Annotated in this window: 19 protein-coding genes; 4 read left to right on the top strand and 15 right to left on the bottom strand. The window is 53.9% G+C overall.

Annotation, left to right across the window (positions count from 1 at the left end; genetic code table 11):
* Positions 1–107 precede the first annotated feature (107 nt).
* From AAAH10_RS14130 to AAAH10_RS14085, 10 genes are all read right to left on the bottom strand, one after another.
* On the bottom strand, positions 108–1,295 hold the full coding sequence (locus AAAH10_RS14130) for an efflux RND transporter periplasmic adaptor subunit (RefSeq protein ID WP_343564696.1): 1,188 nt from the start codon (positions 1,293–1,295) through the stop codon (positions 108–110).
* 106 nt (positions 1,296–1,401) lie between these two features.
* Positions 1,402–2,046: a TetR/AcrR family transcriptional regulator gene (locus AAAH10_RS14125; RefSeq protein WP_343564695.1), complete on the bottom strand. Its 645-nt coding sequence runs from the start codon at positions 2,044–2,046 to the stop codon at positions 1,402–1,404.
* 103 nt (positions 2,047–2,149) lie between these two features.
* A complete protein-coding gene (locus AAAH10_RS14120; protein ID WP_343564693.1) occupies positions 2,150–2,287 on the bottom strand; it encodes a hypothetical protein in 138 nt (45 codons plus the stop codon).
* Between the two features lie 211 nt (positions 2,288–2,498).
* On the bottom strand, positions 2,499–3,644 hold the full coding sequence (locus tag AAAH10_RS14115) for an iron-containing alcohol dehydrogenase (RefSeq protein ID WP_343564692.1): 1,146 nt from the start codon (positions 3,642–3,644) through the stop codon (positions 2,499–2,501).
* Positions 3,645–3,646: 2 nt separating this feature from the next.
* A complete protein-coding gene (locus AAAH10_RS14110; RefSeq protein WP_343564691.1) occupies positions 3,647–5,032 on the bottom strand; it encodes an aldehyde dehydrogenase family protein in 1,386 nt (461 codons plus the stop codon).
* Between the two features lie 15 nt (positions 5,033–5,047).
* On the bottom strand, positions 5,048–6,424 hold the full coding sequence (locus AAAH10_RS14105; protein WP_343564690.1) for a glutamine synthetase family protein: 1,377 nt from the start codon (positions 6,422–6,424) through the stop codon (positions 5,048–5,050).
* An 89-nt stretch (positions 6,425–6,513) separates the two neighbouring features.
* On the bottom strand, positions 6,514–7,554 hold the full coding sequence (locus AAAH10_RS14100) for a TRAP transporter substrate-binding protein (protein WP_343564689.1): 1,041 nt from the start codon (positions 7,552–7,554) through the stop codon (positions 6,514–6,516).
* Positions 7,555–7,648: 94 nt separating this feature from the next.
* A complete protein-coding gene (locus AAAH10_RS14095; protein ID WP_343564687.1) occupies positions 7,649–8,974 on the bottom strand; it encodes a TRAP transporter large permease in 1,326 nt (441 codons plus the stop codon).
* Positions 8,974–9,480, bottom strand: coding sequence for a TRAP transporter small permease subunit (locus AAAH10_RS14090; protein ID WP_343564685.1), 507 nt, complete (start codon positions 9,478–9,480; stop codon positions 8,974–8,976). The genes AAAH10_RS14095 and AAAH10_RS14090 overlap by 1 nt, the downstream gene beginning before the upstream one ends.
* Before the next feature lie 22 nt (positions 9,481–9,502).
* On the bottom strand, positions 9,503–10,351 hold the full coding sequence (locus AAAH10_RS14085) for an N-formylglutamate amidohydrolase (RefSeq protein WP_343564683.1): 849 nt from the start codon (positions 10,349–10,351) through the stop codon (positions 9,503–9,505).
* 214 nt (positions 10,352–10,565) lie between these two features.
* Here AAAH10_RS14085 and AAAH10_RS14080 point away from each other — a divergent pair, with 214 nt between their 5' ends.
* Complete coding sequence (locus tag AAAH10_RS14080; RefSeq protein ID WP_343564681.1) at positions 10,566–11,438, top strand: MurR/RpiR family transcriptional regulator; 873 nt, start codon at positions 10,566–10,568, stop codon at positions 11,436–11,438.
* 61 nt (positions 11,439–11,499) lie between these two features.
* Here AAAH10_RS14080 and AAAH10_RS14075 read toward each other — a convergent pair whose 3' ends face one another.
* Positions 11,500–12,384 carry a CPBP family intramembrane glutamic endopeptidase gene (locus AAAH10_RS14075; protein WP_343564679.1) on the bottom strand — a complete coding sequence of 295 codons (885 nt, stop codon included), beginning with the start codon at positions 12,382–12,384 and terminating at the stop codon, positions 11,500–11,502.
* 255 nt (positions 12,385–12,639) lie between these two features.
* On the opposite strand from AAAH10_RS14075, the gene AAAH10_RS14070 reads away from it, so the two are divergent.
* On the top strand, positions 12,640–13,479 hold the full coding sequence (locus AAAH10_RS14070; protein WP_343564677.1) for a hypothetical protein: 840 nt from the start codon (positions 12,640–12,642) through the stop codon (positions 13,477–13,479).
* 13 nt (positions 13,480–13,492) lie between these two features.
* Here AAAH10_RS14070 and AAAH10_RS14065 read toward each other — a convergent pair whose 3' ends face one another.
* From AAAH10_RS14065 to AAAH10_RS14055, 3 genes are read right to left on the bottom strand one after another with little or no spacing between them, the layout of a single operon-like run.
* Entirely contained in the window at positions 13,493–13,867 is a 375-nt protein-coding gene (locus tag AAAH10_RS14065; RefSeq protein ID WP_343564675.1) for a RidA family protein, read from the bottom strand.
* A 10-nt stretch (positions 13,868–13,877) separates the two neighbouring features.
* On the bottom strand, positions 13,878–14,096 hold the full coding sequence (locus tag AAAH10_RS14060) for a DUF2798 domain-containing protein (RefSeq protein ID WP_343564673.1): 219 nt from the start codon (positions 14,094–14,096) through the stop codon (positions 13,878–13,880).
* A complete protein-coding gene (locus AAAH10_RS14055) occupies positions 14,096–14,404 on the bottom strand; it encodes a putative quinol monooxygenase (RefSeq protein WP_343564671.1) in 309 nt (102 codons plus the stop codon). Before AAAH10_RS14055 ends, AAAH10_RS14060 begins: the two co-directional genes overlap by 1 nt.
* A gap of 107 nt (positions 14,405–14,511) precedes the next feature.
* Between AAAH10_RS14055 and AAAH10_RS14050 the strand changes: the two genes are divergently transcribed.
* Complete coding sequence (locus tag AAAH10_RS14050; RefSeq protein WP_343564669.1) at positions 14,512–15,426, top strand: LysR family transcriptional regulator; 915 nt, start codon at positions 14,512–14,514, stop codon at positions 15,424–15,426.
* Between the two features lie 8 nt (positions 15,427–15,434).
* Here AAAH10_RS14050 and AAAH10_RS14045 read toward each other — a convergent pair whose 3' ends face one another.
* Positions 15,435–16,358 carry a LysR family transcriptional regulator gene (locus tag AAAH10_RS14045; protein ID WP_343564667.1) on the bottom strand — a complete coding sequence of 308 codons (924 nt, stop codon included), beginning with the start codon at positions 16,356–16,358 and terminating at the stop codon, positions 15,435–15,437.
* 166 nt (positions 16,359–16,524) lie between these two features.
* On the opposite strand from AAAH10_RS14045, the gene AAAH10_RS14040 reads away from it, so the two are divergent.
* Positions 16,525–16,983, top strand: coding sequence for a (2Fe-2S)-binding protein (locus tag AAAH10_RS14040; protein ID WP_343564666.1), 459 nt, complete (start codon positions 16,525–16,527; stop codon positions 16,981–16,983).

The following is a 16,983-nucleotide window of genomic DNA, read 5'->3' as shown; positions in this document are numbered from 1 at the left end:
CCCCCGGGCCTCTGCCGTCAGGACATGTCATTCTTTATGTGTTCCGGCTTGTTGCCCGGGAAGGGAGAAACGCAGGGAGAAGGGTCTTCTTCCTGCGTTCCAAAATATTAACCTGCGCTGGCAACCTTGTCGGCGAACTGCGGGTCCACAGGCATGCTTGGACGAATACGCATCAGCCCCTCGGTGATGACCACATCACCATCGTTGAGGCCCTTGGTAACGATGCGTTTTCCTTCGAAACGTTCACCCAGCAAGACTTCCCGATAAGCCGCCTTGCCCTCGGCATCAACCACATAAACAAACTTGCGATCCTGATTGGTGCCGATTGCGGTTTCTGAAATCAGAATATGCTTTTCAGCCCTGGCACTGCCGATCTGGACCGTGCCAAACATCCCCGGCAACAGCATACCATCGCGGTTCGCAAAATAGGCACGCGCGCGGATTGTGCCGGAGGTCGCATCAATGCGGTTGTCAAAGCTGTGTACGAAGCCCTCGAAAAGCTGTCCGCTGCTTCCCAGTGTCAGACGGACAGGAATTCTGTCGGCTTCTGCCTGATCCTGTGTTCCAACGGTGCGGATATGGTTCAGGTAGGTCTGCTCATCGACATCAAAAGCCGCATAGATCCCGTCATTGGACACAATGGAGGTCAGAACCGGAGCACTTCCACCACCCTCAACAAGGTTGCCTCGTGTGATTTCAGCACGGCTGACATGCCCGGAAATCGGCGCCTTGACATAGGCGCGATCCAGATCGATCTCTGCCTGAATTAGACGTGCTTCGGCTGCCTTGACAGAAGCATGGGATACATTGGCCTCGTTTTTGCGCTCATCCAGCAAACGTTCGGAGATTGCTGCAGAATTGATCAGCCCCTGCGCCCGTTTCAGCTGTTTGCTTGCAAAGGACGCCTGATTTCTTGCTGAACTCAACCCTGCCCTGGCCTGCGCCACTGCTGCCTCGTAGGGTTTGGGATCGATCACAAAGAGAACCTCCCCCTTCTCCACAGCCTGCCCATCCTCGAACAGGACATCGGTAATCGTACCGCTGACCTGCGGACGAATTTCCGCAAAATCCACCGCTTCCAGCCGGCTGGAATACTCGGACCAGATTTGAACAGGCTCAGCCTTGGCATGGATCGCCGCCACCGGCACAGCTGGCGGAGCAGCCTGTGCAACAGCTTCAGCATCAGCCGCCTCAACGGTCTGGCCTTCGGAATAGATACCGGCACCCAGTGCTCCAAGGGCCACGACAAGGCCTGTTGCCAGCAAGAGCTTCTTTTTGTTTCCAGATACAGACATTTTATATCTCTCTTACCCACTTGACCGTTTGGTCAAATCCCAAGTCAAAATAAAGGGCTGCACCCCACAGCCATTTGTTACCACCACACTCTTGCTGCACCTTCCCCTAGGCAGCAGGCGTCTTTTCACGCAGGAAGGCTTCAACATCCTCATCCCGCAATCCAATGATGCGGAACAGTCCGTGAAGCAGGTCACGTTCCACAGCCACCAGCGAATTCTGGACCCGGGCCACCATGATCATGCCGACAACGTAGCGGTAGGTCTCTTCCCCGCGGCTGACAGCATCAATGCTTGCAGGCAGATACCCCTGTGCCCCCAGGTCACGAACCAGATTGATGTAGTAAGCCTCGAACATCCGGGACACTTCATCGGATTTCGCACAGAGCCCTTCTGCATCATGGCCGGCCATTTCAGACCCGAGGGTCATAAAAGGACAGCCGCAAACCTGACCATAGAGTTCCTGAACCTCGCGCTGATGGATCAGAGCTTCCCTGCTCAGATCAAGAACGCGCTGGATCGGATGCTTGCCGGGTGAAAAGATCCTGTCCATGATGCCAATGGCCTCATCACATTCCCTCTCCATACAGGCCAGTGCCAGATCAGCCTTGCTTTTGAAATAGTGATAGAAGCTTCCCTTCCTGACATCCGCAGCCTTGCAGATTTCATCAACACTCACAGAACCATAGCTGTTGCGCCAGACCATCTCTGTCGCAGTTTCCAGCAATCTTTCCTTGGTGTTGTTTGTCGGCATGCAGGAGCTCCATTACTTCAAACTCCCCATATAAGTAGTGCTCTTGACTGAATGGTCAAGAGCACTCTGTCTTTTTTCTGCCTTTTTTGTCGAAGCCGCCCGATCAGGACCCCATGACAGAAAAGGCTGAATACCAGCCATAGGACAAAACAAAGAGAAAGAAGGTAAAGCTGCCAAGCGCTGCCGCTGTACTCAGCATAAAGTCCAGACCATTTTGCTCCTGTACCATTGGCTTCAGCATCATCAATCTCCCATTTCATCTGGCGTCAAAACAAGAACATTTCATGAACAATTGATATATCCGAACCAGAATCAAATCAAGAACAAAATGAGAACAAAAATGGAAATTTTTCAAAAACCCTTTAAAAACAAAACACTTGAAAGCAAAAAAAAGGGGCTGCCGAAGCAGCCCCTTTCCCAACACAACAGGGAAACCCCTGCCGTATCCTTTCCTAGAAACACGCCTCAAAGAGTTTGCGTGTGTTCTCTGCGGTCATCTCAACCGGGTTGCCCCCGACAGAAGGATCGATCAGGGCACCTGCGACCAGTTTGTCCAGATCCGGGTTGGTGACACCCAGCTCTGTCAGGTTTGCAGGAATGGACAGGGAACGGTTCAGCTCACCAACATAGTTGTAGAACCCTTCATATCCCCCCTCAATCGAGAGATAGGCTGCCGCCATGTTGAGACGCTCTTCAATCGCAGAGCGGTTGAAGGTCAGCACAGGCTGCATAACGACGGCGTTGGTTGTGCCGTGGTGCGTGTTGTGCATCGCGCCAATCGGGTGAGACAGAGCGTGAATGGCACCCAGCCCCTTCTGGAAAGCAGTCGCGCCCATCGCAGCAGCAGACATCATGTGCGCACGCGCTTCAAGATCAGTGCCATCAGCATAGGCACGCGGCAGATAGTCCTTCACCAGACGCATCCCCTCCAGGGCGATACCCTGGCTCATGGGATGATAGTGCGGCGAACAGAACGCTTCCAGACAGTGCGCAAAGGCATCCATGCCTGTACCGGCTGTAATCATCTTCGGCATACCGACAGTCAGCTCCGGATCACAGATCACAGTAACCGGCAGCATTTTCGGGTGGAAAATGATTTTCTTTTCGTGTGACACAGAATTTGTGATCACGCTGGCACGACCAACTTCAGAGCCTGTACCCGCTGTTGTGGGAACCGCGATCACGGGAGCAATGGCATCCGCATCAGCACGTGTCCACCAGTCGCCAATGTCCTCAAAATCCCAGATCGGACGTGTCTGACCGGCCATGAAGGCCACAACCTTGGCCAGATCAAGGCCCGAGCCGCCACCAAAGGCAATGACCCCGTCATGCCCACCTTCACGATAGACCTTCACACCCGCTTCAGCATTAATCTCGCTCGGGTTCGGATCAACTTCCGAGAACATCGCGCGACCCAGACCGGCCGCCTCCATCAGATCCAGAGTGGACTGGGTCACAGGAAGGGACGCCAGCCCCTTGTCCGTGACGAGAAGAGGTTTCTTGATACCGGCTGCCGCACAGGCTTCTGCCAGTTCACTGATACGGCCTGCACCAAAGCGAACAGCCGTCGGGTAAGACCAGTTTCCAAAGAGCTTCATGGTTATTGGGCCTTTTTCAAATGATAGGATTTCGGACGCGTGACATTGTGGAAGCCGATAACGGACAGACCACCACCACGGCCGGTGTCTTTACAGCCGGTCCAGCACAGAGCCGGGTCCAGATAGTCACAGCGGTTCATGAAGACTGTGCCGGTCTCGATCTGATCTGCAACGCGCTCTGCCCGCTCGACATCCTTCGTCCAGAGAGAGGCCGTCAGACCAAAACTGCTGTCATTCATCAGGGCAACAGCTTCTTCATCACTGCTGACCTTCATGACACCGACAACCGGGCCAAAGCTCTCATCGCGCATCACGCGCATGGAGTGATCAACATCAACCAGAATTTGCGGCATCAGATAGGCACCGCCGTCATCTTCCGGGAAGTTGGCAGGATCAATCAGGGCCTTGGCACCTGAAGCCAGCGCTTCGCTGACCTGCTCACGAACTTCCTGTGCGAAACGAACATGCGCCATCGGTCCGATTGTTGTCGCTTCATCAAGCGGATTGCCCAGCTTGTAGCCGTTGACAATGGCAGCGGCCTTTTCAAGGAAGGCATCATAGAGGTTCTCGTGAACGTAGATACGCTCGATACCGCAACAGCACTGGCCGGAGTTGAACATGGCCCCGTCGATCAGTGTATCAACAGCAGCATCCAGATCGGCATCTTCCATGACATAGCCCGGATCCTTGCCTCCCAGCTCGGTTCCAACACCTGTGAAGGTCCCGGCAGCCGCCTTTTCCATGGCCTGACCACCACCGACAGAGCCCGTGAAGTTCACAAAGCCAAAAGCTCTGGATGCAATCAGATCGGATGTTGTGTCGTGATCAAGGAAAACATTCTGGAACACATCCGCAGGCACACCTGCTTCATGGAAGGCCTTCGCCATGCGCTCGCCAACCAGCAGTGTCTGGGTTGCGTGCTTCAGCAGGACAGCATTTCCGGCAATCAGGGCAGGAGCAACTGTGTTCACCGCTGTCATATAAGGGTAGTTCCACGGTGCGACGACCAGAACAACGCCCTGGGGCACGCGCTTGATATAGCGTTTGAAGGCGCCATCGTCTGACACTTCAATCGGCGCCAGAGCCTCCTGTGCGATGTCGGCCATGTAACCGGCACGCTCCTTGAAGCCGCCGAATTCACCACCATAGCGAACAGGACGTCCCATCTGGTGCGCCAGTTCCGGCACGATTTCATCGTTCATTTCGCCCACGCGCTCAACACCGGCACGAACCAGTGCAATACGCTCGTCCAGGGGGCGTGAAGCCCATTCCTTCTGGGCTGCATTTGCACGCGCAACAGCCTCTCTGGCTTGTTCAGCGCTCAACACCGGACGTTCGGCATAGACCGAGCCATCAATCGGCGAGATACACTTCAGCACTTTTGTCATAGAGAAAACCTCAAACTAGGCCCGTTCAAAACCACGGGCGACTTCATAATCAGTGACAATTCGGTCGAATTCTTCAAGTTCCCACTCGGCCGCACGGGCATAGTGGTCAACCACGTCATCGCCAAAAGCCTCGCGCAACATGGCAGAAGCCTTCAGACATTCGCGTGCATCGCGCAGATTCATCGGCATTTCGCCTGCATCTTCTGCGCTGTAGACATCTCCTTCCTGTGGTTCAGGAAGCGAGAGTTTCTCTTCAATGCCCTTAATACCAGCAGAAAGCTGTGTTGCAATCGCCAAATAAGGGTTGAGATCGGATCCACCAACGCGACATTCCATGCGGATTGCCTTGGTGCCATCACCACACAGACGGAAACCTGCTGTCCGGTTATCAACGGACCAGACTGTCTTTGTCGGTGCGAAGGTTCCCTTCTGGAAACGCTTGTAGCTGTTCACATAGGGTGCCAGGAAGTACATGACATCGGGCGCATATTTCAGCAACCCGGCAACATACTGTCCCATGACTTCGGACATGCCGAAGCGACCATCAGGATCATAAAAGGCCGGCTTTCCATCCTCGGTCCAGAGAGACTGGTGAATGTGAGAGGAACTGCCCACTTTCTCGTGGTGCCACTTCGGCAGAAAAGTCACCGCGTGCCCCTGTTGCCAGGCGATATCCTTGATCGCCTGCTTGGCAATGGTGTGGTAGTCCGCACAATCCATTGCATCGGCATAGCGAATGTTCAGCTCCTCCTGACCTGTCTCGGCTTCACCCTTGGTGTTTTCCACCGGAATGCCCGCGTTATAGAGGTGATTGCGCACCGGGCGCAGCAGGTATTCCTCACGGGTTGTCTGCTGAATGTTGTAATCCTGATTGGTGCCGGAAATCGGCTCCAGATCGCGGTATTTGTCCTTGCGGATTTCATCAAAGCTCTTCTCGAAATAGAAGAACTCCAGCTCGGTCGCTGTCATGGCCTTGAAGCCAAGCTTGTTCAGACGCGCAACCTGCTTTTTCAGCATGGCGCGTGGCGAGTGAGCGATCTCTTCATGCGTGTGATGGTCCAACACATCACACAACACCATCGCAGTGCCTTCGAGCCACGGCGTCATGCGGATCGTGGCAAGGTCCGGCTTCATGACATAGTCGCCATACCCGCCTTCCCAGCTTGTCGCCTTGTAGCCTGAAACGGTGTACATCTCGAAATCCGTTGCCAGGAGATAGTTACAGCAATGGGTTTCGTCCCAGGCAGAATCAACAAAGTGACGGGCATGGAAACGCTTGCCCATCAAACGTCCCTGCATATCCACCAGACACACCAGAACAGTATCGACAGAGCCATCGTCAACGCGGGCTTTCAAATCTTCGAAAGACAGGGATCGGGATGAAACAGACATTCTTTCAGGCTTTCAAAAAAGAGTTTTTATCAGAACCCGGCTCTGAAACAGAGCCGGGTTCCCCACAAGCATGATCAAAGGATACGGACTTAACCGTAGCGATACGGGCGACCTGCCTTTTGCATGTCGGCGTTATAGCGCTTGAAGATTTCAACAACCTTCGCCTTTGTTTCGGACTCGGAAGCGACCTCATCCCAGAACTTCACAGCGGCATTTTCCACCTGTGCCCATTCTTCATCAGGGATGGTTGTCAGCTTCATCTTGTCACCGTTCACACGCAAGGAGGCTTCGCCACCCCAGTACCACCACTGACGATAGTAGTGAGAGCTGTCCATGCAGACCTTCAACAGCTCTTTCAGGTGATCCGGCAGTTCCTGATAGCGGTCCATGTTCGCAAAGAAGGAACCAGCCCATGCACCGGAAATGTTGTTGGTCAGGAAGTAGTTGGTCACATCAGCCCAGCCAACAGTATAGTCCTCGGTAATACCGGACCATGCGATACCGTCCAGTTCGCCGGTCTGCACCGCAACCTCGATGTCTTCCCATGGCAGGGTTACAGGAATAACGCCGAACTGGCTCAGGAAGCGACCGGCAGTCGGGAAGGTGAAGACACGCTTGCCCTTGAGGTCTTCCAGGGAGTTGATCGGATCAACTGTTGCGAAGTGACAGGGATCCCAGGCACCGGCAGAGATGTGCTTCACGCCGACCTTGGAGTATTCCGCATCCCAGATCTCGTTCAGGCCGTACTGGTTGAACAGCACCGGAACATCCAGGGAGTAACGGCTTGCAAACGGGAAGTAACCGCCGAAAACAGTCACTTCTGTCGGGGAAGCCATGGAATCGTCATCGGACTGAACCGCATCGATTGTGCCCTTTTGCATGGCGCGGAACAGCTCGCCTGTCGGAACCAGCTGATCCGCATAGAACAGCTCGATTTCCATCTCGTCGCCAGCAATCTTGTTGAAGCTGTCGATCGCCGGCTTGATCACGTGCTCGGCCAGTGCGGAACCGGCATAGGTCTGCATACGCCAGCGGATTTTGGACTGTGCAATCGCTGGAGCGCCAGAGATTACTGTCGCAGGCGCTGCCAGTGCAGCACCCTTGAGGAACGTCCGTCTCGTTGTAGTCATATCGAAGTCTCCTTGCTCAGTAGAAGATATGAGTTGGGTTCCCGAACGAAACCCGGTTGTGGTGCCCCGGTCTTTCCCGGGGTTCTTGTCGTTTTTATTTGGCATAGACTGTTTCAGGCAGCCACAGTGCGATTTCCGGGAAGATCATGACCAGGGACAGGGCCAGAACCATCACCATCACAAAGGGAAGGATGGAGCCGTAGATATCGCGCAATCCAATCTCCGGAGGAGCCATGGCCCGCATCAGGAAAAGGTTGTAACCGAAAGGAGGTGTCATATAGGCAATCTGCGTTGTGATCGTATAGAGCACGCCATACCAGATCAGATCGAAACCAAGCGCGTGAACCAGCGGAACGTAAAGCGGCGCCACAATGACCAGCATGGCCGTGTCATCCAGGAAGGTTCCCATGATGATAAAGGACAGCTGCATCAGGATCAGGATCATCCACGGGCTCAGGCCCAGTTGCTCGGTGAAGAGGTTTTCGATGGCACGGACAGCGCCCAGCCCGTCAAAGACAGCACCAAAGCCGAGAGCCGCCAGAATGATCCACATGAACATGCAGGAAATACCAAGGGTCTGACGCACCGAGGTTTCAAAAACCTCTCTGGTCATTCTGCCCTTGATCACCGCTGCAACAAAGGCTGCAATGGCACCGATGGCAGAGCTTTCAACCAGTGAGGTCCAACCCTTGACGAAAGGCACCATCATGGTCGCAAAGATCACAATCGGCAGGATACCGGCGCGCAGCAGGCGGAGTTTCTCGGCCCGGGAAATCTGGCTGCGGTCTTCCTTTTTCAGCGCCGGACCAAGCTCCGGCTGCAAGCGACAGCGAATGACAATGTAAAGGATGAACAGTGCTGCCATCAGAAGCCCCGGCATCACACCGGCAAGCCACAGCTGGCCAACCGGCTGACGTGCGATCATGGCATAGAGCACCAGAACAACAGATGGCGGCACCAGAATCCCCAGCGAGGAACCGGCCTGAACCACCCCTGTGACCATGCGCTTGTCATAACCGCGACGCAGCAGCTCCGGCAGGGCGATTGTGGCACCAATCGCCATCCCTGCAACCGACAGTCCGTTCATCGCCGAGACCAGAACCATCAGGAAAATGGTCCCGATCGCCAGACCGCCCGGCACAGGTCCCATCCAGACATGGAACATCTTGTAAAGGTCATCGGCAATCTTGGACTCGGACAGGACATAGCCCATGAAAATAAACATCGGCAGTGTCAGAAGCGGGTACCATTTCATCAGCTTCATCGCCGACGAGAAGGGAATGTCTGAACCACCTGTCCCCCACAGGGTCAGGGCAGCGACAGCCGCAACGGCCCCGATCGCACCGAAGACGCGCTGCCCCGTCATGAGCATCAGCATCATGGTCGAGAACATCAAAATGGCAATCAACTCATAGGACATCAGATTTCTTCCCCTTTGATGCGCGCAAGGTCTTTAAAGAGTTCGGAAAAGGCCTGAAGCAGCATCAGGAAGAAGCCGAAACACATCAGAACTTTGATAGGCCAGAGGAAGGGGCGCCATGCCGTCGGGCTGCGCTCGCCATACTCGAGCGAATAGCTGGTGCTGTCGAAAGCTCCGTAAAGCAGGACACCAAGATAGAAAATCAGGAAGAAAATTGTTACGGAATCAGCCAGTGCCCGGCGTTTGGGAGACCAGGAACCGTAGAAGAGGTCCATGCGAACATTCGATCCCATCTGAATGGAATAGGGCCCGCCCATAATGTAATAGGCGACCATCGCAAACTGCGCCATTTCCAGCGTCCAGAGCGATGGAAGGAAAAAGGTTTTGGAGACGGAAGACCACAACAGGATCCCCATCATCACAAAGATGCCGTACATCATCACGCGCCCGATACGGTAATTCACCGCATCCACAACACGCACATACTGGCGTATCAGACCTGGCATTCGGGAAGCCTCCCCTGTTCGTCTAGAGTCCCAGTTTCTGTCTCACATCATCAAGCCAGTCAGCCAGACAACGCGCCATTTTTTCTTGTTCTTCAGCCGTTTGAATCAGATCGTTTCGAACTTCGATCATGACATTGTGCAATTTGTTTTTCAGACCATGCAGCTTGAGCGTGTGCGTTACACCATCTTCGGGCCCGTAAGGGTCGTTACGCTCCACTCTGGCAGAGGTAAAACGGCCGGCAGAGTCCAGCATCTGATCCGCCCAACGGTGATCCTCATCGTGCAGAACGCCAATTTCAACAGCACGTTCCCTGCCGTTAAAAACCGGAGTAAAGCTGTGAATGGTGACCAGAATTGGCTGTCGTACAGAGGTCTGAATGGCCGCATCAACCGCTTCGCAAAAGGGATTGTAGATGGTTTGAACCCGTTCCTGCCTGCCCTGTTCATCCAGATCGACATTGCCCGGGATATGAATGCGCTCGCTTTGAGCACGCATCGCCTGCCCGTCCTCCGGTGGCCTGTTCAGATCGTAGACAAGGCGGGAGACCTTCCCGGCAACGAGGCGGGCATTCAACATCCGCCCCATACGGGCTGCCACCTCTGCTGCACCGGGGTCCCAGGCAGCATGACTGAGGCGATCTTCCTCGCTCAACCCAAGTCCATTGTAGCGTTCAGGGATGTCAAAGGAAGCGTGCTCGCACACCAGAAGAAAGGGCGACACGCCATCCGGATTCAGACAACCGACAGTCTCGCTGTCTTTTTCCTTCAGCTTGTCAGCCTTGCAATCCACAAAAGCCGCAGGCAGGCCGCTTGCTCTCAGATCAGCAATGGCCTGACTTTCCCCATAGCTTTGTCCAGTAGTCGCAGACATGAAGGCTTCCCTGTTCATTTTTTTAATTCTGAACAAATCTCTTCTAACTTTGAAAAACTGTCAATATCGTTTCTGAAAAATTTTCTTCACAAATTCTCATTCTGTCGATAAATTAACAAAAATGCTGAAAAAATAATTTCAGGGTATGTCCGGTTGCCTCTTCACAATGTCGCCTACAGGCAATAGATTGCCGCCAAATCAGGGAGGTACAGTCTTGTCAAAAAATTCGGAAACCGTGTCGGATCGCCTGAACAGGGCCTATGACACTCTGACACGTGCAGAACGGCAGCTGGCAAGTTCCATTCTGTCCAACTATCCGGTTTCCGCTCTGGGCAGCATTACGGCTGTGGCACAGGATGCCGGAGTTTCCACCCCGACAGTGGCCCGCATGGTCCAGAAGCTCGGCTTCAAGGGCTTTCCCGAATTCCAGGCCGAGGTCCGCCTTGAACTGGAAGCCAAGATCACCGGCCCGATCGCAAAGCATGACAGCTGGGTTGGCAGTGCCCCGGACGAACACATCCTCAACCGCTTTACCGAGATTGTGATCAACAACATCAGGCAATCCCTGGCGCAGATTGAACCGGAAACCTTTGATCAGAGCTGCGAACTGATTGCCGATACAGACAGGCGGCTCTATATCGCCGGCGGTCGTATCACACGTGCCCTGGCGGATTACTTCTTTTTACACATGCAGGTCATTCGCCCAAAGGTGACACACGTCCAGTCGATCTCGAATGCCTGGCCACATTACATTCTGGACATGAACAAAGGCGATGTTCTCGTGCTGTTTGACATCCGCCGCTATGAAACTTCCCTGCTGCGCATGGCAGAAATGGCCAAGGAACGGGGTGTCGAGATCATCCTCTTTACCGATCAGTGGCGTTCCCCGGCAGCGCAGTACGCCAAGCACAGCTTCAACTGCCGGATCGAAGCACCCTCGGCCTGGGATTCAAATGCTGCGATCATGCTTCTGATCGAAAGTGTCATTGCCCAGACCCAGGAAGTGAACTGGTCTTCCACACGGCCGCGCATGGAAGAGCTCGAAACCTATTTCGACCGCACCAAGACATTCCGGAAATTCAGTTAGTATCCTTACAGGAGCTCGACTGTTGTGACAGACAGGCTGCCTCTTTCCGGGAATTTTACGGTCACGCGAGGGCCGGATAGCTGAACAGCATCAGATGAACAGCATTGAGCAGGAAGTGAACGGCAATCGCCCCTTCAAGCCGTCCTGTCCGCAAAAAGGCCCAGCCGTATCCCAGCCCCGCCAGTGTCGAGAGAACGATCAGCGGCAGTCCGCCCTGATAATGGGCCGCACCAAAAATCACGGACGCCAGAACAAGCGCCACGCCCCCGGCAAAACGGAACCCTAACAGCCTGTCCTGCAAACAGCGTTGCAAAAATCCGCGAAAAAAGGCCTCTTCTGCGATGCAGACAAAGGTCAGATTGACGGGCAGCCAGACCCGGAAGAAGTCAAACCATTTGGGATCATAGCGGACAAACCCCAGAAGCATCGCAGCACCGATCAGCAAAGCAACAGTGATAACAGTCGGCAGGACAGAGCGTTTCAATGTGAGGAAAAGCCCGCGATCTTGCTGTAACGGATCGGACAAAACCAGAACCAGAAAGAAAGCCAGCAGTCCCTTGTCAAAATTGGCGTACATCCGGTAGGGCACACTGTCTGCAGACAGGGCCACTGCTTCGACCACAACAGGATTGTCAAACCCGGGAAAACGGTGCAGCAAAAGAGAAGAGCCGAGCACAAGCAGGACAAATCCCGCCACAGCAACCAGCACAGTCTGGTGTCGATAGCGCGCAAAAACCAGATAACACAGATAGAAAAGACCAACAGCCACAAGAGAAAATGGCTGCAGAAAATCCCAGAACAGTCCTGCTGTCAGCGCAGCGACCAGAAAAATCCACGGCAGATAGCAACGCCGGGCCAAAGGCGACCAGAGCAACAGAACAGCCGACACAAACAATCCGAACACCACAACAAACGGGGTGTCGTACCGATAAAGTATTTCCTCCATCCTCCGATCCCCCTTCACAGACCAGACTTCAATTACGCCAACTTTTTCATCGCAAACACTCTACAGCCTTCCATGGAAAATTGCACCGGACTACTTCTGGTCAAAAGCAGGTTTTTTCGAAACAAAAAGACATAGATAGCAACCATTTGTAGCCATTTTATCCACAAGCCTCCCTTTCCCGCCTAACAGGAAAAGGTCATTACTGTATCAGCCCTGCAAACGACATGGACAAACGGAATGAGAGTGCCCGACAACATGCCCCGAAGATACCGACCCTTGCTTCTCTCCCTGCTGTTCGCTGGCTCAACAGGTTGCACAGAGTTTCCTGCACGGGACACAAGACTGTTTCCGGATGACAGGACTGTCTTTTTTGAAGGCGAGCTTGAAACAGAAACAGTGAACAGCTTTCTGGAAAGGGTTGCAGAGCTGAACCCCGGAGACCTTGAACGGATCGTGATCCGTTCGGGTGGCGGAGAAACCCGTTCGGCGCGAACCCTGGGCAGATGGGTTCACCGGATGGGACTGGATGTCGAGGTGGAAAAGCTGTGTTTTTCATCCTGCGCCAATTACATCTTTCCGGCAGGCAACGCCAAAATCATCCGGGCGGACGCCTTTGTCGGATGGCACGGGTCTGAAACACAGTTTGATGTTATTGCCCTGAGCGATCCTGATCGAAGCGGTGCGGATCTGGAACGGCAGGAACTGTCTGAAGTCCTGCAGGAAAGCACAGAGCTCCTGCGCAGAAACGGCCTGTCCAAAGCTGATTTCCCCCGCTTGCTGGAGGAAGGACTGGAAACATCCCGGAACTCCCGTCAGGACGAAGCCGCCTTTTTTGACGAACTGGGCATTGACAAGGAGTTCACTCTTCACGGAATGCGCCCGCTCTATCTTCACGAACTGAAATCCAGCGGCAAAAAGGGCTGGACCTTCAGTCTGGCAGATATGAAACGTCTGGGACTGTCAAATGTATCCTATCAGGGAACGACCCCCTACACACAATCGGCTCCGGTTCAGGCAAACCTGATCGTGATCAGATACATCCCGCAGGAGAAAAGCCGTACCGGAACAGCTACAGGAGCTGCCCCGGCACAATAGGCTTCATCAGCGATCAAACGGCGAAAACAGCCTCGATCTCCACAAGCAGGTCCGGTGAAAACAGGCCCGCAACCATCACCATCGAACTGGCGGGAATGTCCTGACCGTACTGAACGAAGAGAGCCTCTCTGAGTTCAGGAACCACCGACAGGTCCGGAATAAAGACAGTCACCTTGACCAGATTGTTCAACCCCGTTCCATGGGCTGAGGCAATCAGGGCCAGTTGCCGGAAAATCTCTTCAACCTGTTTTTGGACAGAAGCCTGTTGTGCCTCTGAACCAAATGCTGTCAGACCGGACGTAAAGAGTGTGCTTCCATACAATACTGCATGGCTGTAGGGGCCTGCCGGAGGCCCAAGTTCCGGCAGGCTGGATCGTTTCAGTTCCATTGTCTTCTCCTCAGGAAAGCAAACGGGATGTTATTCGGGACACAAAAGGCGTACACAAAAACGCCATCCCCGCAGAAACTGGCCAGGCCATGGCAAAGGCCTTGAACCAGCTTTCAACAAAACCCGGACCGGGGCCCAGATTGATGAAGCTGACCCAGCAGGACAGAGCCAGCGACAACAGAAAGGACATCAGCAGGGATGAAACCAGTCGCTGTTTGAACGATGGCATCAAACCTGTCTCTCCGTTGAACCAAGATCACCGCCAAGGCGATCAATGTACTCAATTGTGGTCAGGTTCCTGTCCAGATAGGCCCGCGTATGCTCTGCCTCGAAATGGGCTTTCAGTGCATCCTCTCCGGTCCAGCACTCCCAGAGCGTAAAGCGTTCGGTGTCCTCAATATTCTGATGAATCTCGAACAGGAGGCACCCCTCCTCTCCCCTTGTCTGCCCGACCAGCAGGGACAGCCCTTCGCGGGCTTCTGCCACATCGGCTCCTTCAGCCAGACGAATACCGGCACTAATCCAGAGTTTTTTCATTTCTTGCTCCGATAAAAGGATTTTTCAAATTAACTCCGGAAGACTAGTAATTTTCATATATGAAGAATATAACCTTAAAAGAGAACATTAATTTCAAATAAGAAATCATGTACGACGACATTGCACTCTTCATCACCATCGCAAGGCTCAAAAGCCTCTCGGCAGCGGCAGAGCAGATGAAGCTCTCTTCTGCAACGGTCACACGCCGTCTCAGAAAGCTGGAAGAAGATCTGGGCTGCAAGCTCATCCACCGTTCAGCCCAGAAATTCATTCTGACACCGGAAGGGGAAAGCTATTATCACAACTATGCCGATCTGATCCGCCAGTTTGACGAGGCCGCCAGTACACTGGGACAGGAAATTCACGCCCTCAAAGGCAGACTGACCGTTCTGGCCCCCACCAATATCTCCGTTGGCATTCTGCAGCCGATGTGGTCAGCCTTTGTCCGGAAATATCCCGAGATCACCCTGGACCTGCAGCTCACCAACTCTGTTGCCGATCTCCTCAGGACACGCGCAGATATCGCCTTGCGTGTCGGGCCGCAGGCTGACTCGCTGTTCACCCAGAAAAAACTGGGGCAAACCCGAAGCATTCTCGTCGCATCAAAAAACTATCTGCAAAAGGCAGGTTCTCCCAGAAACCCGAAAGAACTCGAACAGCACAGGGTTATTGCAGTGAAGTATTTCCCCGACTGGCAGCTTGACAGAACTCAATCCTCTCAACAGGAGGTTCTGCGGCCATCGGCGCAGGTGCTGGTGGATGATATCGGACTGGCCGCACAGCTTGCCAGTGACGGACACGGCATTGCCCTGCTGCCCGCCAGTGAACTGCTCACCTTGCTGGAAAGGGAAAAGCTTGAGCACATCCTGCCACAATGGTGTGGCCCCGTCCGTGAGATCCATGCCGTCTGGCCCAGCGAGAGACTTTTGAGCGCACGCGCGAAATGCCTGCGGGATTTTATGCAGGACTACATCGCAGCCATTCCTGTTCTGCAGGGGGCCTTGCCTGGACACACAGTTTGAAACAGTCCCTACACCCGTTCCCGGGACTGTCCGAACAGATGCTTTCTTTCCCGGAGGAAATCGACAAAAACACGCAGCTTGGTGCTTTGCTGGGCCCGCCTCGGGAAGTAGAGGCCCAGCCCCTGCTCCGGAACAGAGCACTCCCTGAGGACCTCAACCAGCTGCCCGCTTTCAAAATAGCGGATGGAACCGAAATTCAGCAGATAGATAATCCCGAGCCCGTCCAGTCCTGCCCGCAGCATCAAATCGGTTGAGTTCACGATCAGATTTCCGTTTGTCGCAAGCTGTATTTCCTTCTCCCCATCCATGAAATGCCAGCGATAGGGTTGTCCTGTCGAGGGCAAGCGGAACTGGATGCAGTTGTGATTTGCCAGATCTTCCAGCGTCTGCGGGGTTCCATACTGTTCCAGATAGGCAGGCGAAGCCCCAAGCATGGAACGGATCGTACCCATCAAGAGCACCCAGACCATATCGGGCTGCACCATTTCACCAAGCCTGATCCCCGCATCAAAGCCCTCCTCCACAATGTCGATGGTTCGGTTTTCCATCACAATATCCAGCGTGATGTCCGGGTACTTTTTGCAAAAATCAATGGTGACATGCTCCAGAACAGACCGGATAGCAATGCTGGGCACATTGATCCTCAACAGCCCCTTGGGAACAGGCGAGAGAGAATGCACATGCTCGAAAGCCTGTTTCAGTTCCTGCGCGGCTGGTGCAACACGGGCAAAAAGCTCCTGTCCGGCCTCGGTCAGCGCAACGCTCCGGGTCGTCCGGTAAAAAAGAGGAACACCGATACGCCCTTCGATCTGCCGGATTGTCTGGCTCACAGCCGACGCAGAAATCCCGATCGTTTTTCCTGCACGGCTGAAACTCTTTTGCCGCGCCACTTCCAGAAAAACAGGCAAACCATCCAGAAAATCCTTTTCCACAGCAATATCCCTTGAAAGAGCCACCAGACCTTTCGGATATTTATGAAGCCAGACTTAAAAGTCTATACCGATTTTAAAGCATTATAAAAAAATATTCCGCGCCTACATTAAGCTCACAACAAAAACAATATCTTTTACCAAAGCCATTAACGTTCAGGAACATGTCATGACAACGCTCAGGATCAACGGTCAAACCGTTCAGGTCGACGCTACGCCCGACACGCCCTTGCTATGGGTGATCAGGGATCACTTGAACCTCACAGGAACCAAATTCGGCTGTGGTGTTGCCTCTTGCGGGGCTTGCACCATTCACGTCGACGGCGAACCAACACGCTCCTGCCAGTTCCGCCTTGAAGATGCCGAAGGTGTCGAGATCACAACCATCGAAGGCCAGTCAGACAAGGCGTTCACGGCTGTTCAAACAGCCTGGCGCGAGCTGGATGTCGTTCAGTGCGGCTATTGCCAGTCCGGTCAGATCATGGCCGCAACCGCCCTGTTGCGCGAGAATTCCAAGCCATCCGATGAAGACATTGACGATGCACTGGAAGGCAACCTGTGCCGCTGTGGAACCTATCAGCGCATCCGTGCCGCCATCCACCTCGCTTCAGAGAAAATGGAGGCCTGA

It is taken from the genome of Carbonatibacter coralli, from assembly GCF_039592655.1.
Classification (GTDB): Bacteria; Pseudomonadota; Alphaproteobacteria; order Kiloniellales; family Kiloniellaceae; genus Carbonatibacter; species Carbonatibacter coralli.
Note: the sequence above shows the minus strand (reverse complement) of the source record. Positions and strands in the feature narration are given on the sequence as shown.